The sequence below is a fragment of the Burkholderia sp. LMG 13014 genome (assembly GCF_905232215.1).
Lineage (GTDB): Bacteria > Pseudomonadota > Gammaproteobacteria > Burkholderiales > Burkholderiaceae > Burkholderia.
Genome location: NZ_CAJNKE010000010.1, coordinates 1 through 22,368, shown reverse-complemented (window position 1 = coordinate 22,368; position 22,368 = coordinate 1). Strand labels below are relative to the sequence as shown.

Below are 22,368 nucleotides of genomic sequence, written 5' to 3'. Positions count from 1 at the left end.
GGGCAGGCGATTGCTGACGATGCCCGCCGTGCACCGGTTTCTTTCGGTTGCCGCTGAACCGGGATTCTCCGGTTCAGGTTTATTCATATCAATCAGTAGTCCAATCAAAAATATCCGACCCGATCGGAAACATGTGAGGAGCACATTGGAGATGACGAAAAAGACCCTTCTGGCGCTTGCGGCATGCGCCCTTCCCGCCGCATCGTTCGCGCAGAGCAGCGTGACGATGTTCGGGTTGATGGATGCCGGCATCAGCTATGTCAGCAATCAAGGCGGCCACGGCGCCGCGAAGTTCGACGACAACATCTTCTTCCCGAACCTGCTCGGTTTCGAAGGCAAGGAGGATCTCGGCGCGGGCACGCGCGCGATCTTCCGGCTCGTCAACCAATATTCGCTCGGCAACGGCTCGATCATCGGCGGCGGGCTGTTCGCGCGCCAGGCCTATGTCGGGCTGCAGAACGACCGGTACGGCACGCTGACGCTCGGCAACCAGTACGAGTTCATGGTCGACGCGCTGGCCGCGAGCGGCAACGAGATCGCGCAGGATCTCGTCGGCCTGTACGGCTTTCGCAACGGCCCGTTCGACAAGCTCGCGTTGCCGAACAACCCGACCGGCGCATTCGACTGGGATCGCGTCGCGGGCAGCAATCGCGTGGCCAATTCGGTCAAGTACACGAGCCCGTCGCTGTCGGGCCTGACCTTCGGCGCGCTGTACGGTTTCGGGAACGTCGCGGGGTCGGTCGGCGCGAACAACACGGTCAGCGTCGGCGCGAGCTACGACAACGGCCCGTTCGGCGCCGGCGCGGCCTATACGAACCAGAAGTACGGCGCGACGGACGGGCTGCCGCCGACCAGCGTGCGCAACTGGGGCGCGGGCGTGCACTACACGCTCGGCACGGTCACGGGGAAAGCGCTCTTCACGACCGTGCGCAACGCGCAGAACGGCGCGGGCGCGTGGTCGGCGGAAGCCGGCGCCGCATGGCGACCGTCGCCGGCATGGGTGATCGGCGCGAGCTACACGTACATGAAGGGCAACGACACGCTCGACAACGCGCACGCGCACCAGTTCCTGGCCGCCGTCCAGTACTGGCTGTCGAAGCGCACGATGGCGTACGTGGCGGGCGTGCATCAGCGCGCGAACCACGGCAGCAACGCGCAGATCAACGGCGTGATGGATGCGAACGGCGCGTCGAGCGGCGCGCTGCAGTCGATCGCGCGGATCGGGTTCAGCACGCGGTTCTAGGCCGTCGCTCCGGCGAGTCCTGTCGGCGATCCTGCGGCCGGCTCGCCTGACAACGCGGGGGCGGTGCCAGCCCCCTGCCGCCCTTGTCGTTACACGCGGCCGGCCACCCACCGATCCCAATCGCGAAGCATGGAGGAACGTAACCGCTGCTACCCCAACGATTCCTCGGCGCCGCCATCCTGCATCGCCGCATCCCGACATTGCGACGGCGTGACCCCGAAGCGCCTGCGAAACAGGCGCGCGAAATATGCCGGATCGGAGAACCCCGACTGCAGCGCGAGACGCGTAATGCTCGCCCCGTCGGCGCCGGTCTGCGACAGCACTTCGTGGCACTTCTCGAGCCGCAGGCGCTGGATCATTGCCTGCGGCCGCTCGCCGATCGATTCGAACGCCTGGTAAAGCGTGCGGCGGCATACCTTCAATGCGGCCGCAATGCGATCGGGCGACAGTTCGCCGTCATCCAGATGCCGATGAATGTATTGCTGCGCGTCGCGCAGCAACGTCTCGCGGATCTTGCGCCGCGAAGCGGGCGCCGTGCCGTCCGTGAAATCGATCGCCTCGGCGAGCAACGTCGCCACCAGTTCCAGCACGCCGAAGCGGCTGCGCGGATTCATGCGCCGACCTTCGCCAATCATCGCCTGCAGGCTGGCGAGCGCCACGGCCGCGCCGCCCGTCGTCGGCATCGCGCGGCCGATCGCGTGCCGGGCCAACGTCAGCAGCGCGTCATGATCGGCCACTTCGCACAGCATCGTGACGAATTCGCCGTGTGCGTCGCTTTGAATCCAGTACGGGCTGCTCGCCTCGTACAGCATGAAATGCCCGGGCGGCACGACCACTTCGCACGCGCCCTGCTCGAGTCTCGCCACGCCGCTCAGTTGCCAGATCACCTTGACGTAGCGGTGCTTCAGCGTCTTGCAGGCGTCGCGTCCGATGGAGGCGCTATGCGCGCTTGCCGAAATGCGCGCCACGCGGCAGCGCGCATGATCGAACACGTCGACGTTTGCGTCGAATTCGCCGGACGCGCCGGCGTTGAGCTCCAGCGGAAAGAACCGATGCCGGATCTGCTCCGACCAGCACGATAGCGCGCCCTCCCGCAGCGGCGGATGCGATCCCGAATCGATCATGACGTTCGCCTCCAGAAATATCCGGCTTTCAAATACGTCCATTGCCTGGCCGCCTGCATGCGCATGCAGCGGGCACGACGATCGACTCGCCCGACTTCCGCTCGTGTGCGGCGACACGCTCGGCAAGCGTCGATGAGAGGGGATCGGATCGTAGCGTACGGCGCGTCGACGCAAAAAAACATTCGCATAACTCCCATGCGCAGCCGGAACGTTACCTGACGCAGTAAAGATTTCACCTAGATGCACCGCACTCCTGATGGCTCTGCACGCAAACACATGCGAGCGGGAAACTGGCGCGGCACCCTGCTGACGGGCGGAAACCGGCTTTCGGCCGGGCTTCACGCAACCGGCCCATGCCGCCACGCCCCCCGCCCAAAGACAAACGGCGGCCGCTCACGCGCCGCAGGAGGAGACAAACGATGAAACGACGATCCCTTTCCGTGATGCTGTCCGCGCTCGCGGTCGCGCACGGCGCTCACGCAACCGAAGGCGGCGGCTCCGTCTACCCGACCGGGGCGGAGGGCTACCTGTGCTGCGCACTGCCGCCGCCGGGGCTCTATGCGCTGATCTACGCGGAGCGCTATCACGCCGGCGAACTGCGCGACAACGACGGCCGCAACGTCGCGCCGCCGGACTTCAGCATCACCGCTTATTCGGTGACGCCGCGGATCGTGTGGGTGACGCCTTACACGTTTGCCGGCGCGTCGCTGGCCATGCATGCGCTGCTTCCGCTCGTCACGCTCGACGTGCACGCGGGCGGGCAATCGCAACGGCGGACCGGCGTCGGCGACATGACGTTCGGGCCGGCGCTCGGCTGGCACGTCACGCCGACGCTGCACACGCTGCTCGCCGTCGATTTCTTCGCGCCGACGGGCCGCTACGACAAAAGCGACCTGGCCAACATCGGCCGGAACTACTGGGCGATCCAGCCGATCGCCGGCATCTCGTACGGCGGCCGTACCGGGCCGGTGTTCGACGCGAAGCTCATGTGGACCTTCAACCAGCGCAACCATGCGACGGACTACCAGTCCGGCCAGGAATTCATCGTCGACTATTCGGCGGGCTGGGGTTTCGGCAACGGGCTGACGGTCGGCGCGGGCGGCTATGTCTACCGGCAGATGACGGACGATTCGCAGGCTGGGCACACCATCGCCGGCAATCGCGGCCGTTCGTTCGCGATCGGCCCGTCGATCAAGTACGACAGCGGGAAGGGCTGGTTCGTGACCGCCAAATACCAGATGGAAACCGATGTGAGAAATCGCCCGGAAGGCGCGGCGTTCTGGCTCAAGGCCGTGTTTCCGCTCTGATTCGAACGGATTCGCGTCGGCATCGCCCGACGCGAAGGCGGCGCAGGTCATCCCTGCGCCGCCCGTTTCATCGTCCGAGCAGCAGATCGGCGCCGCGTTCGCCGATCATGATCGCCGGCGCATTGGTATTGCCGCTCGGCACCTGCGGGCAGACCGAGCAATCGATCACGCGCAGATTCGAGAAGCCGTGTACGCGCAGCGTCTTCTGGTCGACGACCGACGTGCGCGGATCCGTGCCCATCCTGCAGGTGCCGGCCGGGTGATAGACGGTCTTGATGTCCTGCCGCACGAATCGCTCGAGCGCCGGCAGATCGTCCGGATCGATCCGGGCCGGCGCAACGATTTCCTTCACGTGCGCCTGGAGCGCCTTCGCCTGCAGGATCCTGAGCCCGGCCTGAACGGCCCGGATCTGGCCGTCGAGGTCGGCCGGGTCGCTCAGGAAGTTCGCATCGATCGTCGGAAGGTCCGCCGGATCCTTGCTGCGCAACCGCACCTGCCCGCGCGATTTCGGTTGCAGATGGCCGACCTTGACCGACATGCCGTGCTCGCTCGCCGGCGGCTTCTCGCCCGGCGTATTGTCGAAATTGTCGAGCAGCGGCAGGAAATGGAACTGGACATCGGGCCGCCCGGTGCCCTGCGTGTCGATGAAGGCACCGCCTTCGAGGATGTTGCTGGTCAGCAGGCCGCTCCTGAAGCACTTCCATTGCAGGAAATGGCGCATCGCGCGAAGCCCCGTGTTCTCGCCGTAGAGGCTCGTCGGCGTGCGAATCGACGCCTGTACCGACATGTGCAGATGGTCGTGGAAATTCTGCCCGGCCGGCAACGCGGCAACCGTATCGATCCCGAGCGCGGCGAGATGCTCCGCCGGCCCGATGCCGGACAGCATCAGCACCTTCGGACTCCCGATCGCTCCCGCGCTCACGACGACCTCGTTGCGCACACGCACCGACGCGGGCGCATTGCCGCCCTCGCTGAATTCGACCGCGACCGCACGCCCCGCATCGGTCCGGATCCGGTGCACGAGCGCGCCGGTCACGACCTTCAGCTTCGCATCGTTGCGCACCGATGCCAGATAGGTCTGCGCGGTGCTCGCGCGTTCGCCGTTGCGCGTCGTCGTCTGGTAATAGCCGATGCCCTGCTGCACTTCGCCGTTGAAATCGTTGACGTAGGGCAACCCCATTTCCTGCCCGGCCCGGATGAACGCGGCCGTCAACGGATGGCGATAGCGGTTCTCGCTGACGGGCAGCGGGCCGGTCTGGCCGTGATACGCGGGCCCCAGGCTTTCGTTCGCTTCCGCCTTCCTGAAATACGGCAGCACGTCGTCGTAGCGCCAGTCCGTGCATCCCCACTGCGTTGCCCAGTCGTCGTAGTCCTCGCGCTGCCCGCGGATATAGATCATGCCGTTGACGGAACTGCCGCCGCCCAGCACCTTGCCCTGCGCGATGATCATGCTGCGGCCGTTCGCGTTCGGCTGCGGCTCGGTCATGTAGGGCCACGATTTCTTCTGGAACACCTGCATCACGCCGCCCGGAATCCGGTGAAACGGATTGTCGTCGCGCGTGCCGGCCTCCAGCAGCAACACCGAACCGGCATTCTGCTGGATCAGCCGCGCGGCCACGACGCAACCGGCGGAACCCGCGCCGATGACGACGTAATCGAAGGTCAGGTCTTGAGTAGTCATGTGTCTGTCGAGTGGGATAGGCGGGCAAGCAACGCAATGCCCGCCATCTTGTTGTTGTGGTGTCTCCGTGCCGAAACGTGCGCGGCTACATCGCGATCGTGACGACCTTCTCCTCCAGGTACGCATCGAGCCCGCTTTGCGACAGGTCGCGCCCGACACCGCTGTCCTTGAAGCCGCCCCACGGCAGCCGCGCGTCGAGCGGGCTCCACGCGTTCACCGCGACCGCGCCGACCCGCAAACGGGCGGCGGTGCGGTGCGCGGTAGCGAGATCGCGGGTCCACAGCGACGCGGACAACGCGTAGACGGTGTCGTTCGCCAGCGCGACGGCCTCGTCTTCCGTATCGAACGGAATGATCGTGCCGACCGGCCCGAACACTTCGTCGCGCGCGATGCGCATCGCCGGATCGACGTTCGCGAACACCGTCGGGCGCACGAAGAAGCCTTGCGACGGCACCGGCTCGTCGCCCGCGACCATCGTCGCGCCGTCGCGAAGCGCCGCTGCGATATGCGACTTCACGCGATCGGCATGGCGGGCACTGATCAGCGCGCCCATCTGCGTCGCCGGGTCGAACGGCGTGCCGACCCTGACGGACCGCGCCGCGTGCGCGAGCGCGCCGACCACGTCATCGTAGTGACGGCGCTGCACCAGCACGCGCGAGCCGGCCGCGCAGGTTTGCCCCTGGTTGACGAACAATCCCATCGCGACGCCGGCGATCGCCTGCTCGAGATTCGCGTCGTCGAAGATGATCTGCGGCGCCTTGCCGCCGAGTTCCAGCGTCAGCCGCTTGAACTGCGCGCCGGCTTCGCGCGCGATCGTGCGGCCGACCTCGGTGCTGCCGGTGAAGCTGATCTTGTCGACGCCCGGGTGATTGACCAGCGCGGCGCCGACCGATGCGCCGATGCCGTGCACGAGATTCACGACGCCCGGCGGAAAGCCCGCCTGCACGGCCAAGTCCGCCAGCGCGCCGACCGCGAGCGGCGCGTCTTCCGACGGCTTGATCACGACCGTGCAGCCGGCCGCGAGCGCGGGCGCGAGCTTCCAGCACGCGATCATCAGCGGCGCATTCCACGGCACGATCAGGCCGGCGACGCCGACCGCCTCGCGCACCGTGTAGTTGACGGTCGGGCGCCCCATGAAGCCGCCGGTCGGAATCTGGCGGCCTTCGAGCTTGTCCGCCCACCCGGCGAAGTAGCGCAGCGTGTCGATCGACATCGGCAGGTCCATCATCCGCACTTCCATGGCCGGGCGCCCCTGTTCGCGCGCGAGCAGCTCGACGAAGCGTTCCGTGTCGTGTTCGAGCAGGTCGGCCAGCCGGTTCAGCAGCTTCGCCCGCTCCGCGCCGGACAACCGGCTCCAGTGCCCGCCGTCGAATTCCGCACGGGCCGCGCGTACGGCCCGGTCGACGTCGGCGCCGGTGCCGGCCGCCACGCGCGCAAGCAGGTGTCCGGTGCACGGTTCGAATTTCTCGAACCACTCTCCCTGCACGGCGTCGCACGCGTCGCCCGCGATCCGGTGTTGAAGGGTGTACTCGGCTGTCATGTGGCTGTCTCCAGATTAAAGGCCGATCCCGCGCTGAAAGGCGGATCGGCATATCTGGCCCACTGTAGGACGCGGGTTCTGGCGGCGCTGGGACATCCGTGCACCGAATGCAGGATTCACATGCACATGCGCTCGGCGTGTTCGTCGGCGCCGAACGCGGGTGTGCCGGCGCCGCGATCGGCATGCGCGAGTATCGCGTCGATCGCCGCGCGCGGGACGCCGGCTGTCGGATCGTCGTGACCGACTCGCCAGCAAGCTCGATGGCATGCGTCGACGGAATTGCAAGGTCTCAGCGAATCCGCTTTTCCGTCCTTATTCAAATCAATGAATCAGGCACGTTCATGAGAATTTTCCCGGTCGAAAATTCTCACGGTTCGGTACCACAGCCTACAAATTTCTCGTGAATATGGCCGTACTCCGATCGGGAAGGCGCCTGGAATCGACACGATCGCCCTCCCACCACCAATCATTCTTACTGCCATTGTTGCGCCTGGTCGGCCACACCATGCCGAATCCCCCATGCTTTTAATCTGGCTTTTTCCCGGCACCAGATCAAATCGATTTGCAATGGTATAGACCCTCACCGAGGACAAGCCCGTCAGCATGGAGAAATTGTGGCGGCATTATGGCTATAGCGTTGAGATAATTAGACGGACGGTGCCTGATGCCAATTAATTCGACACTCTTCGTTGTTAATTTGAGCATCCGGGACATTCTGCGATGGCGCATCGGTTGTGCGGTGCTGTCGGCCAGCGTATGATATTTCTTAGGTAAGCTCAGCATTGGATGAAGAATCTGACTCCAGAAGATTTCTTATTCACACCCTCAGCGAACCAGTCTCTCTAAAAAATTTCCGCCAATTTGCAATTTTTTAGAGACCGAGCCACTTTTCCAGATGACGCCGCCATCACAAAATCTTTATTTTCACTGAAAAATTGATTCCACTGAGATTTTAAAATGAAATTCTCGAGTTGGCGACTGAACCAAATGGTTCTGAGATAGTTTTGCCGAAGACTTGATCGACTGCATGCTCACAGCGAGGTACTCAATGAGAAAGCAGGTAAGCGCCTCTTCGTCAATAGATAGTTATTCTTGTGAGCCAACAAGAAGCGATGATTCATCGATTAGTGGAAATTTGATTCGGGTTGATGAAATCAAGCCAGAGGAACGCTGGCGCCACATTACGCAATCACTCAGCGCATGCAGCGACGGCTCCAGCATCAACATTCAGATCAAGGATTGCACGGTTGATTTACGTAGAAAAATCACTTTAGGCGACCGATCAAAGTGCCGCGCGACCATCGATATTCTTGATCAACCGACGCCCAGCACGGCGGTGCTTTCGTGGCGGGACTCAACTGGCGGACATTACGGCTATCAACTTTGGCACAAAGGATGTGCCAGACGACCAGGGCTATGCGCGGTGAGTGGAATGCCCATCAACCTGGGCGACGAGATTTTTCGGCCAAGCGTGCGGAATGGTCGACCTACGAACTGGTCGGCAATGATTCTCGCGATTCACATCTCCCGCATTGACTTTGCTCAGATCACGAAATAGAAGCGGCTCCCTTCAAACTCCCGGCTGGACGCTGAAGCTGTCTGGCTCCTGGAAACCAGGCCCCTTATTGCGCCTTCCGTCCGGCTGAAGCGCTCATGGGCAGCTCACCGCCGAAGCGCTGACACCCAAACCATCACAATGGCTATTTTCGAATTGATGATCGCGCTTCTGCTCGCGATCCTTGTCTTGCACTATGTCGGGCACAAGCTCGGGCTCCCCCCCGCCGTCGCACTGATCATCGGTGGCGGTTTCATCGCCTTTCTGCCCGGCCTGCCCGAGGTGCATATCGATCCAGAACTGGTGCTGGTGATTTTTCTGCCGCCTTTGCTGATGGACAGCGCCCTTGGAATTTCACTCGACCATCTGCGCCGACACATGCTGGGCGTCGGGGCGTTGGCGATTGGTGCGGTGCTCTTCACCACCGTCGTGGTGGCCCTCGTCACCCACTGGCTCGTGCCCGCCTTGCCTTTGGCAGCTTGCGCGGCCTTTGGCAGCTTGCGCGGCCTTGGGCGCGCTGGTCGCGCCGCCGGATGCGGTTTCGGCCCGCGCCGCGCTGCAGCGAGTGAAATTGCCGCGCCGCCTCCTGATCCTCTTGGAGGGGGAGAGCCTGTTCAACGATGCGACGGGCCTCGTGCTGTTTCGCTTTGCGGTGGCAGCGGGCGTGACGGGCGTGTTCAGTCCGGCCGAAGCGCTTGGCAGCTTCGCACTGCTGGCGGTGGGTGGCGTACTGACCGGTGCCTTGGTTGGTGGCGCCTGGGTGATCCTGGCACGCCATCTCGACGAAGATAGCCTTGTCATCGCCGCCGGCCCGCTATGTGCGTGGGGATCCTATCTCCTGGCCGAGCGCTTCCACGTCTCGGGGGTGATCGCCACAGTGACGACGGGGCTCATCTGTGCCTGGTTCCAGCACCGCGTACTCAGCGCGTCGGCGCGCCTGTACGGCACGGGCTTCTGGACCGTCACGATCTTCATTCTCGAGGCCTTCGTCTTCCTGATCATCGGATCCTCGCTGCACGAGTTGATCCAGCGGGGCGACGGGCTCGACACGATGCTCGCGGAAATGGGCGTACCGGTGCTGTTCGTCGTGCTTTCCGTCATCCTCGCGCGGTTTGCCTGGGTGTATGTGTCGGACGGCGCGCTCATCCTGTTACGGAAGTTTGGCGTGACCCGCTTCCATCCGCTCGGGCTTGCCGATGCCACCGTATTGAGCTGGTCCGGCATGCGAGGGGTGATCACCCTCGCGCTCGCCGCCAGCCTGCCGGACAGTTTTCCGGGGCGCGATTTCATCCTCGTCACCGCCATTGCCGTCATCCTCGCCACCGTATTGGTGCAGGGGCAATTGCTCGGCGCCGTGATCCGCTGGACGGGGCTCGTGGCGCCGGAAAGCGACAAACCTCGCCTGAGCATGAGCGAGGCGGAGGCCGTGATTGCCAAGGTGCGGTATGAGTTGATGGCAAAACTGGCATACAACGACGCAGGCGAACTCGTTCACCCCATGCTCCTGGACATTCACAAGCACAAGGCCGAGGACATGGCCCGCTACGCGCGGCACGCCGACGAATACAAGCCTCACCTCGATGCGCGTTCAGATACCGTGCTGGAATTGATCACGGCGGGACGGGCCGAGCTCATGCGCCTCTACCGCGCCGGCGACATCGACGAGCACACGCTGCACGAACTGACGCGCGACCTCGATCTCGAGGAGCTCAGCGTCATTTCCGCCAGGACGTGAGGAAATCTCCATCGCCGGGGACGCAACGCATTCAAGCAAAGTGAATCGCGCCCTGGTTTGGTGGGGACCACCGAGTCTGGTACTTTGCCGCTCGGGCCGAGTGATGCATGGACATCGTTTCGACGGACATGAAGCGATGGGCCGAGAAGCGCTTCACGCCGGTCGGCCCAGTCGTCGACCGAACAACCTGGACGTCACAAACTAGCAATTCGGTCCCGGAGGCCTTTACGCGGGCAACTAGTCTCTTGCAGGGGGATGAGCATCGCGCAGGGAACCCTCCGGTCGACGCTGCTGAACTTCACCGCAACGGTTGGCGGTACGGGATCTGTACTATCTCCAAACGGGATATGCCCATCCTGAGACTTCAAGGCGAGTATCGCGCTCAACTATCTCTACGGCGAGTTCGGTTAGTAATCGCACATTGTGGGCACCATGTTCCCGCACTTATATTTATCGGCCGAGACTCCCAGACGTGACCGCGATGGCACTGCCAAGTCAATTTGGTCCGCCTTCCCAGATACTCGGTCGACAGACACAATCCACCACGAGCTGCCGCAAGCGCTTGCATGTTATCAATGGTTTGACGCAATTTAAGGCCCGCACATTGCCGACACCAGTGCCCGAGCCAAATTTGACTGGCTATCGCCAGCCATTCGTGGCCCAACGCGCAACGAAAAGGGTATTTTTCGGCTGAACCCACATAGGCATCTGCCAAACAAACCCCTCCTTTTTCGCTGGCAGCCGCCTGTAGACGTACCAATCCATTGGGATCAACCTGCCCGGAGGATGTCAATTTTGCGCAACGACCACACCAAGTTCCCCGGAAGATATCGTTTGCCCGGGCCTCCCAACGATGTCCCTTCTCACATTCAAATCTATATAGATGACTTTCGATCGTATAGTGAGTTGAAAGACATTTTCCGCCTCTCGCTTGTGCTCTCGCATGAAGCCGAGCCAAGCCATCCGAATGGCAGCTTCGCCGCGTCGCGTCGCCATGCGCGCAGACCGGACACCAGCGCCCCTCGCTAATCTTCCGTCCCGCCACGCTCCACTCGTGCCCCTCTGCGCAACGAATCTGGTAACGCTCGAATAATCCAGTGAATGGGCCACTCAGAAGCGTCCCGCCTCGCTCTGCCAATTTCCCCAACCATCTATCACGAATATCTTCTTGTTGACAGAATACGCATACCGGCACACCGCTATTTCGATAAAGCAGAGTCAATGCCACGCGCTCAAAAACGTGCCCACGAGCGCAAGTGAACTGATGACGTGAATTGACACCCATCCACTCGCTCGACAAACATTGCCAACCATATTTAGCAGCGCACTGTCGCAACCTCTCAAGCATCTTCCCTCACTTCGCCGTCACATTCCCGCCAGATCAGCGATCAAGTTTTCAGCATTAAATTCCCAGAGATCCATCTGAAATTTTCGATCACCCAAAACCATGGCGCCATCAAAAATCATTTGTTCTCCAGAATTTCATACGCGATATTTTCCAATGGCCACCAACGCCGCGCACGATGACTCATTCACACTCGCGCTTCAGCTATGCCACGAAAAGTATCGGCACAGATCGCTCAAAGCGACGCGCCAAATTCAAGCCCCATCAATTCCCGCATGAGTCACTACGAACAACAGAATTCGCACTTACCCGGGCGCACGCCGCCAACAGCTCAAACGACAGTCAGTTATCGAAATCGACAATTCGCCAGAGTTTCTTGATATTTATAATTCGCTGGCTTTGAACGCAGACATCAAAAAAAAGCGCCCGAGGGCGCTTTTCTCCAAACTGGCTATCCAGCCGTCATGCTTAGAAGCGATGACGCAGGCCAACCGTTGCGGCGGTTTGGCTGACCTTCGAGCTCGGGAACGCGTTGATATCGCCGTTGTAGATCGATGAACCCAGACCGGCGCCCTTCGTACCACGCTGGTACACCGCCTGAGCGTAGACGTCCGTACGCTTCGACAGGTAGTAGTCGGCTTGCACGCCGAACTGATTCCAGTGCGTGCTGTTGCTGTTCAGTTTCGCATTCGTGTACGTATAGGCAGCACCCAAGCCGAGAGCCGGCGTCAGGTTGTACTTCGCGTTGATTTCATAGTTGTCAGCGCGCAGCGTACCAAGGCCGTTCGTCTGGTTGTCGAGGCGCGATTGCGTCCATGCTGCACCGACTTGTGCCGGACCGAATGCATATGCTGCTGCAACACCATACGTACGCGTACGGCCCTGAATGCCGAATGCGTTGCCGCTCGTATCGATGGACGGGTTCACCGCACCCGACGTGGACAGGCCCGCGTTGTTCGCTTGCGAGTACGCCGCGCCCAGCTTCAGGCCTTGGTACTGGTACGACACGCCGGCGCTGTATGCACGGTTGTTGGCAAAGTTCGTGCTGTTCGAGAACGAGTACGTGCCGCCGAATTGCAGGCCAGCGTAGTTCGCGCTCGTGAACTTGATCGTATTGTTCAGCGCGACGTCGCCGTTCGTGCTCAGACGGTCATTGTTCAGCGGGTGCGCGAAGTACGTGCCGCCCCACGAACCCGTTGCCGTCAGCGGCGCCAGGTAGTCTTGCGTCGCGTCGTACTGCTTGCCCAGCGTGACGGTGCCGTACTGGCTCGACAGGCCGACGAAAGCCTGGCGGTTGAACATGCCGCCGTTGCCGTTCGCAAACTTGCCGTTACCGATGTTGAAGCCGCTTTCCAACGTGAAGATTGCCTTCAGGCCGCCACCGAGGTCTTCCGAGCCACGCAGGCCGAAACGGCTCTGGTCAATGCCCGAACCCATCGAAAAGCGCGACTTGCCTTGGCCGGATGCGGTCTGGACATTGCTTTGGTAGGTGATGCCTGCGTCCAGCACGCCGTACAGCGTGACGCTGCTTTGCGCGTGAGCGACGGTAGCGAACGATGCTGCAGCTGCCGCAACGATCAGAGTCTTGTTCATTCGTGGAGCTCCCTTCTAAAAAGAGGCAGGTCTCGCGACCTTGTTCATAAACGGTCTGCAACCACCCGGACGACCTTGTTCTGTTGGTCATGCCCGGATAGATGCCCGTTTGGGAATCGCGAGTGTAAGAGCGGAGAAAGCAACGACCCTCGCCACAAAATAGAAATTGTGTATTTCTATTTCCGCAACACAAAACCATCAAAAACACCTAACTCACTGTTAGCAAATGATTTTTATGCGCAACTCCGAAGATACCAAGACGGTATCTCTGCCTCGATTTTCTTATGCATAGCCCTTGACAGTCGCCAAAAAACTACGCCACACAATCTCAACAATTCGCGCACGCACCAGTTCGCTTGCTCGCGCCCAGCTTTGACCCTGGCCCACGACACTGTCCCGCATGGACGTGGAGAATTCCGGCATGACGTGGTCGTCGAGACCGGGAGGTCATGCCGTGAAGAAGAGCAAGTTCACCGAGGAACAGATCGCCGATGCGTTGAAGCCGGCCTAGCGGGTACGCCGGTCGCAACGGTATGACGCAAAATGGGGATCAGTGAACCGCCTGGATTTCCTGGAAAGTGCCGAGCGTTGGCGTTCGGTCTTTTGGACCACTGAACAACTAGTGTCGGAACAGCGTACGGACGATTTGCTCCACGACATCACGTCACTCGTGGACCGCGCCGCCGCATGTCAGCGAGCACGGCGCGAAGCAAGTTGGGCAGCGGAAAAGAAAGTGATACCCGACGAGCCACGATTACGGACCTTGGATTACGGGTAAAACCTGCCGATCCCAAGCATCGCTCATCGGAAGTCCGGACGGCGGTTCCGCAGCAGTCAACGTCATTCGATGCGTAAGCGCGCAGTCGCGTGCACCTGAACTTATCGATCTTGCGTTTCCTGCCGAATATATGCATCATGCATATGTGCATGATGCATATATTATGGTGCCCTATGACACAGCGTACGGAAAATCTGCTCGGCGCGCTCGCCGTGCTCGTCACGGACGAAATGTATGCGCTGAACACCGTTCCAGCCCTTGCCGGCCCTACAGCGCGGGCAATGCTAAACGCCATCGGCCAATATCCGGATGCCTCTATCGAACTACTGCGCGATGCCGTCGCGCTGTCGCATCCGGCGGCTGTGCGCGCCGTAGCCGGCCTGGTCGATGTAGGCCTCGTCGAGAAGCGGCCTGGTGTCGACAAACGCTCCGTCGCACTCGCGCTGACTGCCGCCGGCCGACGCGAAGTCAAGCGCCTGCAGAAAGCGCGCGAAAATATCCTCTTGCGCATCGTGGGTCACCTCGACAGCGACGAGCGCAAAGTGTTCGAAGATTTGCTGATCAAGCTGCTCTGGCACGAAACTCGTGATCCTGCGCATGCAATGCAGTTATGTCGCTTTTGCGACGACGGCCCGTGCCTCAAGGCCGGCTGCCCAATCGAATGCCGCGAAGAGGGTCTCCCCATGCCGGCCCGGAGCGCACCATGAAACCGGCAGCACCGGTGCGCTGGTCAGCCATCGTCGCACTGACCGCTGTCTCGACACTCGCGCAGATCGGTCAGTTCGGCATTGGCTTCATCGTGCTGCCGGTCTGGCTCGCTCATCAAGGCCTCGACGCGCAACGCGCCGGCCTCTTCGCCGCATCGCAGTGGGCGGGCATGCTCGCGGGCCTGATGGCAGCCCCGGCAATAGTTGCGCGAATCGGTGCAAAGAAAACCGTATTGCTCGGCCTTGCGACCAGTATCGCTGCGTTCTCGGCCACAAACGGCCTGTCGTGGCCACTCTGGATCGCGCCGGGCGTCCTGACCGGGTTGGGCATTGGCCTGCGCTGGATCGCCAACGAGTCCTGGCTTTATAGCCTTGTACCCGCGGAACTGGGCGGCCGCGTGGTCGGCGTGCATGAGACGCTGATTGCGACAGCTGGCACAATCGCACCGGCACTCGCCGCGTGGTACGGCCCGGACGGGCCCGTAACGATTGTCGCCGGCCTGTTATTTACATCCGCCGCAGCTATCCCGCTTTGGTTGACTCGATCGGAGCGTTCGGCGAGTCCAGCTCGACATGAAGCGACCGTTCACGCAAGCGCCCGGACGACGCCAGTCAGCGCGCTTGTATGCCTCGGCATGATCGTGGTGGCCGTTGGCGGAATCATCGACGGCGCGCTATACGGTCTGTTCCCCCTGTATGCCGGTGCACGTGGGATGAGCGGCACACAGGCAACCTTGCTGCTGTCGTGCCTCGGCCTAGGCGGGATGGCGCTGCAATTTCCAGTCGGCTGGATGGCCGACCGCGTCGGCTTGGGATTGACGGTGATCGTGTGCGCGACGGCGAGCATGCTGGCACTCGTCACTTTCGCGCTGGCCACGCCCATGACGTGGCTGTTTCCGGCAAGCGGCCTCCTGGTCGGAGGCATGAATAGCGCTTTCATTACCCTCGGCATGTATGCCGCAGCGTGCAGCACGAAGACTGCACTCATCCGTAACATGCGCCTCGTGTCCCTGACGTTCACGGCCAGCTCGATCGTCGGACCGTTCGTTGCGGGCGCGTTGATGAAGGTTTTCGGAAACGACATCTTGATGTGGCCGCTCGCAGTCGCGAGCGGGGCGCTTGCCGTCTTTACACTCGGTATCGCCGAAGGAAGGCGTCAGAGCCGTCGCCCTTCGTCTGCAAACTGAGCGACCTCGGAGAACCGCCTTCCGCGAATGAAAAGCATCGCAGACACGAACAAGGGCGACGACACCACAAAATTCATCAAGACCTGCGAGCGGTTGAAGGTGGCATCGACCACATCGCCTGGAAGATCGTCGTTGCCAGAATCAGCCCGATCGCACTTCCGTCATGCGACGCACCTGCCAGAAAGGTTCGCCAGCGACGCAACGCATGCTCGGCCGCGATCCGTGAGCGTCCACTCCAGTGCGGCACATCATCCGAGCAACTCGTAGACAATCTTTCCCGGCGAGAACGAATCGCCGCGCGCAACCGGCCACCACGCGTCATACAGTGCGGACCCGTAGGGCGCGTCGCCCAGCAACACACCCGGCTTCAGATACTCGAGCAGCGACGACAGAAGGTCGATCTGGTGCGGCTTGACGCGCTGGACAATATGATGCGCGCGCAGCTCAGACGGATGTTCAAGTCCCGCGGCTTGCACCAGCTCCTGCAACGCGTGCAGTGTATTGCGGTGGAAGTTATAGACGCGCTCCGCCTTGTCAGGCACCACGAGCGCACGCTGGCGGGCGGGATCCTGAGTCGCCACGCCCGTCGGGCAGCGTCCGGTATCGCAGTGCTGCGCCTGGATGCAGCCGACCGCGAACATGAAGCCGCGCGCCGAGTTGACCCAGTCTGCGCCGATCGCGAGCGTGCGTGCGATGTCGAACGCGGTAATGATCTTGCCGCTCGCACCGAGCTTCACCTGATCGCGCAGGCCGATCCCGACCAGTGTGTTGTGCACGATCAGCAAGCCTTCCTGCAGCGGCATGCCAACGTGGTCGGTAAATTCGAGCGGCGCGGCACCGGTGCCGCCTTCCGCGCCGTCGACCACGATGAAGTCCGGCACGATGCCGGTTTCCAGCATGGCCTTCGCGATACCGAAGAATTCCCAAGGATGTCCGATACACAGCTTGAAGCCCGTCGGTTTGCCGCCCGACAGATCGCGCAGTTGTTCGATGAAGGCGAGCAGTTCACGTGGCGTCGAGAACGCCGAGTGAGCAGAAGGCGAGATACAGTCCTGCCCCATCGGGATGCCGCGCGTCTCGGCGATCTCGCGCGTTACTTTCGCCGCAGACAAGATACCTCCGTGGCCAGGCTTCGCACCCTGCGACAACTTCACCTCGATCATTTTCACCTGCACATCGCGCGCTTGCTGCGCGAACCGGTCCGGGTCGAATGCGCCATCTGCGCTTCTGCAACCAAAGTAGCCCGAGCCGATTTCCCAAATGAGGTCGCCGCCGTGTTCGCGGTGGTACGGCGAAATGGACCCTTCACCCGTGTCGTGCGCGAAGCCGCCTTGCTTCGCGCCACTATTGAGGGCGCGGATCGCGTTCGCGGATAGCGCGCCGAAGCTCATCGCCGAGATATTGAAGATCGACATGTCGTATGGCTGCCGGCGCGCCGCGCCGACGCGGATCCGAAAATCGTGCCCGTCGAGTTGCGTAGGCATGAGCGAATGATCGATCCACTGGTGCGCGACGATCTTCACGTCGAGCTTGGTGCCGAACGGCCGCTTGTCCCCGACGTTCTTCGCTCGCTGGTAGACGAGGCTGCGCTGCACGTGCGAGAACGGTTTCTCGTCGGTGTCGCCCTCAATGAAGTACTGACGCACGGCCGGACGGATGAATTCGGACAGGAAGCGCAAGTGGCCCGCGAGTGGATAATTGCGCAGGATCGCGTGGCGGCGCTGCCGCATGTCGGACAGGCCGAGAACGATCAGTGCGGTGACGGGAATGAGCCATAGCCACGAGATCGCCTGCCGGGCCACGAGCATGGCAACGGCGGCGAAAAGAAGGACTGCGCACCACATCGCGAGGTAGCGTTTGCTGAACATGAGAACTCCATGAGAATGACCGGGCGCAGCGAGCGACGGTGGGAGGTTGATCGGGGACATCGTGCACTGTCGTGACAGCCGTGACGCCGCAATGGACTGGTTCAGCTTCAGGGACGAGGCCAGCGATGCCTGGTCGCGGTCCTGAGCGTCGGGACGGGATGTCCTGCTGTTTCAGTCGACCTTTCAGCTGGACGGAGCGTACGGAGCGAACCTTGCGATTCGATGGAGAATCGGTGGCGACGACATGGAGTCGACATGACGCACAAATTCAGTAATCCTTTTCTGAATTCACGATCACGATAGGTGACACGCGTCGGTTGCTCGCGGTAGCGCCTGATGCCCTTCGAGAATTCGAAGTGAATGGCCGCATCAAACTCGAGGCGCGATTCACACTGCACGCGCGCGCGGTTCTTTCCGAGGGGATACAAATATCGAACGCGTTTCGCAGAACGGGGCAGCACTTTCCGTGCAGTTGTTGTTCTTGTCATTTCGCAGGCGCCAGGAAGCCAACCCGCTCGGAGAGCAGGTGGAAATGGCACCGTATTCAGACGGTCGAACGCCCAGCCGCATGACTATGCGTGCGGCAATCGCAACCTCTGGCTGCCATCCCGTTCACGGCGAAAGGCCACCGAACCTGCCCAAGTACCGCGATGTCGCCCACTCGTGTCCGAATATCCGCGGCAACTCGGCCATCATTTACTGCTATTGGAAGTGCAAAATCAATAGCTTTATTGGAATTCCGCAAAAGAGACCACCTCTTCTGCAAACCTAAACAAGCGCTGCCGCCCCACCATCCAACCCCAATAAATCCCCTTGACGACCTATCTTTCGATATATATCTTTAGATATGTTTTACGATATATAGGACACGATCATGCGACACAACCCTTCCCGCGGCCATGCCCGATGCGACGGTCATGGTGCGCATGCCCGCCCTGACTGGTTCGCCGGTCTCTGGTACGCGATCGGCCGCCACCGTCGCGGCCACGATTCGTTCGGTGGCGGCCCGTTCGGTGGCCGTGGCGGGCGCGGCGGCTTTGGCGATTTCGGCGACGACGGCATGCCGCGCGGCCGCCAGTTCAGCTCCGACGATCTCCAGCTGCTGCTGCTTGCGCTGGTCGCCGAGCAACCGAGCCACGGCTACGAGCTGATCAAGGCGCTCGACACGCGTTCGAACGGTTTCTACAGCCCGAGCCCCGGCATGGTGTACCCGGCGCTCACGTATCTCGAAGAAGTCGGCTTCGTCGCGTCGCAGGCGGAAGGCAACCGCAAGCGCTACGCGCTGACCGACGCCGGCCGCACGCATCTCGACGCCCAGCGCGAACGGGTCGACACGCTGTTCGCACGCCTCACGCACCTCGCACGCAAGATGGAGTTCATGCGCCGCGCGTTCGCCGGGGAATCGGCGGGCAACGAAACGCAGGACGACGCGCAAGCAGGCTGGCTGCCGGAGTTCGTCGAGGCGCGCGTCGCCCTCAAGCGCGCGCTGCTGCACAAGAGCGCCGCCGATGCCACCGAACAGCGGCGCATCGCGGCCATCATGCGCCGCGCGACGGCCGAAATCGAAGGCGGCACCGGCGGGTAAGCCGCGCCGCCCCGTTAAAACCTAAGGAGAACGGATTGATGCAGAACACATCCGACCGCACCGTGACCCGCGTGCGCCACACCCTCAAGTTCCGCTTGCTGCAGGTCCTGCGCGTGCACGCCGTGACGCCGCACCTGCTGCGCGTCACGCTCGGCGGCCCCGATCTCGCGGATTTCGAATCCGCGTCGTTCGACGATCACGTGAAAGTATTTTTCCCGCCGCCCGGTGCTGAGCGGCCCGCGCTGCCGACGCTCGGCGCGAACGGCCCCGAGTTTCCGGAAGGCGAACCGAAGCCGGTCGCGCGCGACTTCACGCCGCGCCGCTTCGACCGCGCCGCCGGCGAACTCGATCTGGAATTCGTGCTGAACCATCCGGGCCCCGCGTCGCAGTGGGCCACGCAGGCACGCGTCGGCCAATGGCTCGGCATCGGCGGCCCGCGCGGTTCGTTCGTCGTCCCGACCGGTTTCGACTGGCACCTGCTGATTGGCGACGATACGGCGCTGCCGGCAGTCGCGCGGCGTCTCGAGGAATTGCCGGCCGGTGCGCGCGTGGCCGTCGTGATGGAAGTCGCGGATCGCACCGCGCAGATCGCGTTCGACACGCGCGCCGACGTGCATGAGATCTGGCGCTTCCGCGCTGAAACCGACGCAGCGGACGGCGACCTGCTGCTGAATGCCGTGCGCGAACTGCCGCTGCCGCCGTCGGGCGACGGCTACGTGTGGGCGGCCGGCGAAGCGTTGTCGATGCGCGCGGTACGCCAGCACCTGACCGGCGAGCGCGGCGTCGACAAGTCGCGCATCCGCGCGGCGGCCTACTGGAAGCGCGGCGCGGCGGCCGTGCACGAAACGCGGGAAGACTGAGGCGGGATGCGGGTACCCGGTAAAGGGGTACCCGATTGAAGCTGACCGGCCGATGTCACAATCGTGGCGTCGGCGCACCAGCGGGCTTGGCACCGCTATCGCGGCTGGTATATATCTGTGTGTGCGACGCCGCTGTCGGGCGACAGCCGCCGCAGCCCGCCCAGGAGCGCCCGGTCATGACAAAAGAAAGCCACGCGTCGCCGTTCCTTCGCAACCTGAAGATCGCCGGCTATTGCGGCCTTGCCGCGGTGGTACTCGCGCTGTTCGTCGCGATGTGCGCGATCCTGAAGGAAAGCGCACTCGACCGCGATGCCGCTCAACACCCGGCCGATACCCCCGAACTGCACGATGCGGGCGGTGGCCCGTCCGCATCGGCCGAATTGGCCAAGACACCCGGCTGACGGCGTCCTGCCCGATCGCCTGCCGCTTACGGCGCGTGCCGGCGGCCCATCACGACTGCATGCACCGAATCGCCGAGCCGTTCGAGCAGCGCGGTCACGCGTTGCCCGTACAGGTGCGCAGCCAGCGCGCCGGCCGTGCCGACCAGCACGCCACCCGCCATGTCGAACGGCCAGTGCACGCCCGCATAGATACGTCCCCATGCAATCGCCGCGGCCATCGCGGCCATCACGAACCCGGTGAGCCGGGTCGTGCCACCGAGCATCAGCCCGGCCGCCATGCTCCACGCGAACGTCATGTGGTCGCTCGGAAACGAGCTGTCCGGCGCGTGCGGAATCAGTTGCGTGCCGACACCGGCCATGAACGGGCGCGGCGAGAACCAGAAATGCCCGATGACCTGCGCAAGCGCGAGCGCCACGCACACGCCGACGCCGGCTTCGATCGCCTGGCGCCGCGTCGGGCGCGCGCCGAAGATCCAGGTCAGCAGCAGCATCGCGGGCAACGCATAGACAAGCCAGTCGGCCGCGAAGATGGCGAGGCGGGCAACGCCCGGCTGCGGCGCAACCCCGGCGTTGATGGCGGAAAAGAGGGTGAGATTGAGGGTCTGCATGAATCCGGTTGCGTGGGGCGTAAAAAATCGGCCGGTTTCCCGGCCTGATACGAACGATGCTAAGGCGCACCCGCTTAAGCAATGCTTAATACGGAAGCCGCACGCGATGAAGCCCGCTGCGGCGAACGCACTTAGAGCCTGCACTGCAGCACAAGTTCACACATTTGTCACATTTCCGCGCGACCGTCTCCCGGAAAGCCTCACCCGGCATCCCGTAAAGACTCACCTTTTTCACATCGTGGCGTCATCGACGCGTGCGAATATCGGGACGCCGGGTGTCGTCCAGACCGTTTGCGTCATTCATCTCAATATTTACGCTGCGAATTCTTCGAAATCGGCAACAATTAATTCCAAATGCGGCATCGCACAACGGCAACGCACAGGCATAGGATTACGAGCTTACGAGCACTCATCCACGAAGCGATCAACAACAAGGAGTCCGCATGAAACCCAGCGATGTCCGATCGAAAGCGTTTGCGATGCCGTTGACCAGCCCTGCCTTCCCGATGGGCCCTTACCGTTTCGTCGATCGTGAGTTTCTGATCATCACGTATCGCACCGATCCGGACCGTCTCCGCGAAATCGTCCCTGAGCCGCTGCAGATCACCGAGCCGCTCGTGCATTACGAATTCATTCGCATGGCCGATTCGACCGGCTTCGGCGACTACACCGAAAGCGGCCAGGTGATTCCCGTCGAATACAACGGCCAGCCGGGCGGCTACACGCTCGCGATGTATCTCGACGATCACCCGCCGATCGCCGGCGGCCGCGAGCTGTGGGGCTTCCCGAAGAAGCTCGCGTCGCCCACGCTGCATGTGAACACCGACCACCTCCTCGGCACGCTCGACTACGGCAAGGTGCGCGTCGCCACCGGCACGATGGGCTACAAGCACAAGGAACTCGACATCGACGAGCAGACCAAGCGTCTCGCCGGTCCCAATTTCCTGCTGAAGATCATTCCGCACGTCGACGGCACCGCGCGCGTCTGCGAACTGGTGCGCTACTACATGCAGGACATCAAGATGAAGGGCGCGTGGACAGGCCCCGCATCGCTCGAGCTGGCGCCGCACGCCCTTGCGCCGGTGGCCGACCTGCCGGTGCTCGAGATCGTCGAAGCCCGCCACATCGTCGCGGATTTGACACTCGGCCTCGGCGAAGTCGTCTACGATTACCTGGCTCAGTAACACGTCCGCAGTCCTTTCTCCCAGTCAATCCTTACACCACGGGAATTCGAACATGAGCAACCTGAAT

At 62.4% G+C, this 22,368-nt stretch carries 17 protein-coding genes and 1 pseudogene; 12 read left to right on the top strand and 6 right to left on the bottom strand.

Translation table 11 applies throughout. From position 1 onward, the window contains the following. The first annotated feature begins 151 nt into the window (after positions 1–151). On the top strand, positions 152–1,243 hold the full coding sequence (locus tag JYJ84_RS02905; RefSeq protein WP_175223557.1) for a porin: 1,092 nt from the start codon (positions 152–154) through the stop codon (positions 1,241–1,243). Between the two features lie 149 nt (positions 1,244–1,392). On the opposite strand, the gene JYJ84_RS02900 is transcribed toward JYJ84_RS02905, so the two are convergent. Next, complete coding sequence (locus tag JYJ84_RS02900; protein ID WP_175223558.1) at positions 1,393–2,367, bottom strand: helix-turn-helix domain-containing protein; 975 nt, start codon at positions 2,365–2,367, stop codon at positions 1,393–1,395. Between the two features lie 419 nt (positions 2,368–2,786). Here JYJ84_RS02900 and JYJ84_RS02895 point away from each other — a divergent pair, with 419 nt between their 5' ends. Beyond that, the gene (locus JYJ84_RS02895; protein WP_175223559.1) at positions 2,787–3,674 is read left to right on the top strand and encodes a transporter; all 888 of its coding nucleotides are present in this window, start codon (positions 2,787–2,789) and stop codon (positions 3,672–3,674) included. 67 nt (positions 3,675–3,741) lie between these two features. On the opposite strand, the gene JYJ84_RS02890 is transcribed toward JYJ84_RS02895, so the two are convergent. Both JYJ84_RS02890 and JYJ84_RS02885 read right to left on the bottom strand, forming a co-directional pair. Beyond that, complete coding sequence (locus tag JYJ84_RS02890) at positions 3,742–5,355, bottom strand: GMC family oxidoreductase (protein WP_175223560.1); 1,614 nt, start codon at positions 5,353–5,355, stop codon at positions 3,742–3,744. Between the two features lie 85 nt (positions 5,356–5,440). After that, positions 5,441–6,895: an aldehyde dehydrogenase gene (locus JYJ84_RS02885; protein WP_122948389.1), complete on the bottom strand. Its 1,455-nt coding sequence runs from the start codon at positions 6,893–6,895 to the stop codon at positions 5,441–5,443. 107 nt (positions 6,896–7,002) lie between these two features. On the opposite strand from JYJ84_RS02885, the gene JYJ84_RS02880 reads away from it, so the two are divergent. The 4 genes and pseudogenes from JYJ84_RS02880 to JYJ84_RS02870 all read left to right on the top strand — a co-directional run bounded on the left by JYJ84_RS02880 (position 7,003) and on the right by JYJ84_RS02870 (position 10,185). Further along, positions 7,003–7,299: a hypothetical protein gene (locus JYJ84_RS02880; RefSeq protein WP_175223561.1), complete on the top strand. Its 297-nt coding sequence runs from the start codon at positions 7,003–7,005 to the stop codon at positions 7,297–7,299. A 644-nt stretch (positions 7,300–7,943) separates the two neighbouring features. Continuing rightward, positions 7,944–8,453, top strand: a complete 510-nt coding sequence (locus JYJ84_RS02875) for a DUF3331 domain-containing protein (protein WP_164462760.1) — start codon at positions 7,944–7,946, stop codon at positions 8,451–8,453. A 138-nt stretch (positions 8,454–8,591) separates the two neighbouring features. Further along, positions 8,592–8,888, top strand: a pseudogene (locus JYJ84_RS37595) (cation:proton antiporter); the annotation flags it as partial. A 70-nt stretch (positions 8,889–8,958) separates the two neighbouring features. Next, entirely contained in the window at positions 8,959–10,185 is a 1,227-nt protein-coding gene (locus JYJ84_RS02870; protein WP_236027557.1) for a sodium:proton antiporter, read from the top strand. 1,813 nt (positions 10,186–11,998) lie between these two features. Here the strand turns inward: JYJ84_RS02870 and JYJ84_RS02865 are convergent. Then, positions 11,999–13,123: a porin gene (locus JYJ84_RS02865; protein ID WP_122948385.1), complete on the bottom strand. Its 1,125-nt coding sequence runs from the start codon at positions 13,121–13,123 to the stop codon at positions 11,999–12,001. Between the two features lie 951 nt (positions 13,124–14,074). On the opposite strand from JYJ84_RS02865, the gene JYJ84_RS02860 reads away from it, so the two are divergent. Both JYJ84_RS02860 and JYJ84_RS02855 read left to right on the top strand, forming a co-directional pair. After that, positions 14,075–14,608, top strand: a complete 534-nt coding sequence (locus JYJ84_RS02860; RefSeq protein WP_175223562.1) for a MarR family winged helix-turn-helix transcriptional regulator — start codon at positions 14,075–14,077, stop codon at positions 14,606–14,608. Then, a complete protein-coding gene (locus JYJ84_RS02855; RefSeq protein WP_175223563.1) occupies positions 14,605–15,795 on the top strand; it encodes an MFS transporter in 1,191 nt (396 codons plus the stop codon). Before JYJ84_RS02860 ends, JYJ84_RS02855 begins: the two co-directional genes overlap by 4 nt. A gap of 248 nt (positions 15,796–16,043) precedes the next feature. Here the strand turns inward: JYJ84_RS02855 and JYJ84_RS02850 are convergent, their stop codons facing one another. Further along, positions 16,044–17,663, bottom strand: coding sequence for an FMN-binding glutamate synthase family protein (locus tag JYJ84_RS02850; protein WP_175223567.1), 1,620 nt, complete (start codon positions 17,661–17,663; stop codon positions 16,044–16,046). An 874-nt stretch (positions 17,664–18,537) separates the two neighbouring features. Here JYJ84_RS02850 and JYJ84_RS02845 point away from each other — a divergent pair. The 3 genes from JYJ84_RS02845 to JYJ84_RS02835 all read left to right on the top strand — a co-directional run bounded on the left by JYJ84_RS02845 (position 18,538) and on the right by JYJ84_RS02835 (position 20,509). Next, complete coding sequence (locus tag JYJ84_RS02845) at positions 18,538–19,248, top strand: PadR family transcriptional regulator (protein ID WP_175223564.1); 711 nt, start codon at positions 18,538–18,540, stop codon at positions 19,246–19,248. Between the two features lie 38 nt (positions 19,249–19,286). Next, positions 19,287–20,108: a siderophore-interacting protein gene (locus JYJ84_RS02840; protein ID WP_175223565.1), complete on the top strand. Its 822-nt coding sequence runs from the start codon at positions 19,287–19,289 to the stop codon at positions 20,106–20,108. A gap of 176 nt (positions 20,109–20,284) precedes the next feature. After that, positions 20,285–20,509: a hypothetical protein gene (locus tag JYJ84_RS02835; protein WP_175223566.1), complete on the top strand. Its 225-nt coding sequence runs from the start codon at positions 20,285–20,287 to the stop codon at positions 20,507–20,509. 26 nt (positions 20,510–20,535) lie between these two features. On the opposite strand, the gene JYJ84_RS02830 is transcribed toward JYJ84_RS02835, so the two are convergent. Continuing rightward, positions 20,536–21,117 carry an undecaprenyl-diphosphatase gene (locus JYJ84_RS02830; RefSeq protein ID WP_089451530.1) on the bottom strand — a complete coding sequence of 194 codons (582 nt, stop codon included), beginning with the start codon at positions 21,115–21,117 and terminating at the stop codon, positions 20,536–20,538. Positions 21,118–21,560: 443 nt separating this feature from the next. On the opposite strand from JYJ84_RS02830, the gene JYJ84_RS02825 reads away from it, so the two are divergent. Beyond that, positions 21,561–22,301 carry an acetoacetate decarboxylase gene (locus JYJ84_RS02825; protein WP_122948379.1) on the top strand — a complete coding sequence of 247 codons (741 nt, stop codon included), beginning with the start codon at positions 21,561–21,563 and terminating at the stop codon, positions 22,299–22,301. Positions 22,302–22,368 lie beyond the last annotated feature (67 nt).

Coding starts and splice junctions, on each gene's coding strand:
- JYJ84_RS02845 (WP_175223564.1), top strand. CDS start 18,538: ATGCGACACAACCCTTCCCGCGGCCATGCCCGATGCGACGGTCATGGT.
- JYJ84_RS02900 (WP_175223558.1), bottom strand. CDS start 2,367: ATGATCGATTCGGGATCGCATCCGCCGCTGCGGGAGGGCGCGCTATCG.
- JYJ84_RS02830 (WP_089451530.1), bottom strand. CDS start 21,117: ATGCAGACCCTCAATCTCACCCTCTTTTCCGCCATCAACGCCGGGGTT.
- JYJ84_RS02880 (WP_175223561.1), top strand. CDS start 7,003: ATGCAGGATTCACATGCACATGCGCTCGGCGTGTTCGTCGGCGCCGAA.
- JYJ84_RS02850 (WP_175223567.1), bottom strand. CDS start 17,663: ATGTTCAGCAAACGCTACCTCGCGATGTGGTGCGCAGTCCTTCTTTTC.
- JYJ84_RS02890 (WP_175223560.1), bottom strand. CDS start 5,355: ATGACTACTCAAGACCTGACCTTCGATTACGTCGTCATCGGCGCGGGT.
- JYJ84_RS02905 (WP_175223557.1), top strand. CDS start 152: ATGACGAAAAAGACCCTTCTGGCGCTTGCGGCATGCGCCCTTCCCGCC.
- JYJ84_RS02860 (WP_175223562.1), top strand. CDS start 14,075: ATGACACAGCGTACGGAAAATCTGCTCGGCGCGCTCGCCGTGCTCGTC.
- JYJ84_RS02875 (WP_164462760.1), top strand. CDS start 7,944: ATGAGAAAGCAGGTAAGCGCCTCTTCGTCAATAGATAGTTATTCTTGT.
- JYJ84_RS02835 (WP_175223566.1), top strand. CDS start 20,285: ATGACAAAAGAAAGCCACGCGTCGCCGTTCCTTCGCAACCTGAAGATC.
- JYJ84_RS02865 (WP_122948385.1), bottom strand. CDS start 13,123: ATGAACAAGACTCTGATCGTTGCGGCAGCTGCAGCATCGTTCGCTACC.
- JYJ84_RS02895 (WP_175223559.1), top strand. CDS start 2,787: ATGAAACGACGATCCCTTTCCGTGATGCTGTCCGCGCTCGCGGTCGCG.
- JYJ84_RS02840 (WP_175223565.1), top strand. CDS start 19,287: ATGCAGAACACATCCGACCGCACCGTGACCCGCGTGCGCCACACCCTC.
- JYJ84_RS02825 (WP_122948379.1), top strand. CDS start 21,561: ATGAAACCCAGCGATGTCCGATCGAAAGCGTTTGCGATGCCGTTGACC.
- JYJ84_RS02855 (WP_175223563.1), top strand. CDS start 14,605: ATGAAACCGGCAGCACCGGTGCGCTGGTCAGCCATCGTCGCACTGACC.
- JYJ84_RS02885 (WP_122948389.1), bottom strand. CDS start 6,895: ATGACAGCCGAGTACACCCTTCAACACCGGATCGCGGGCGACGCGTGC.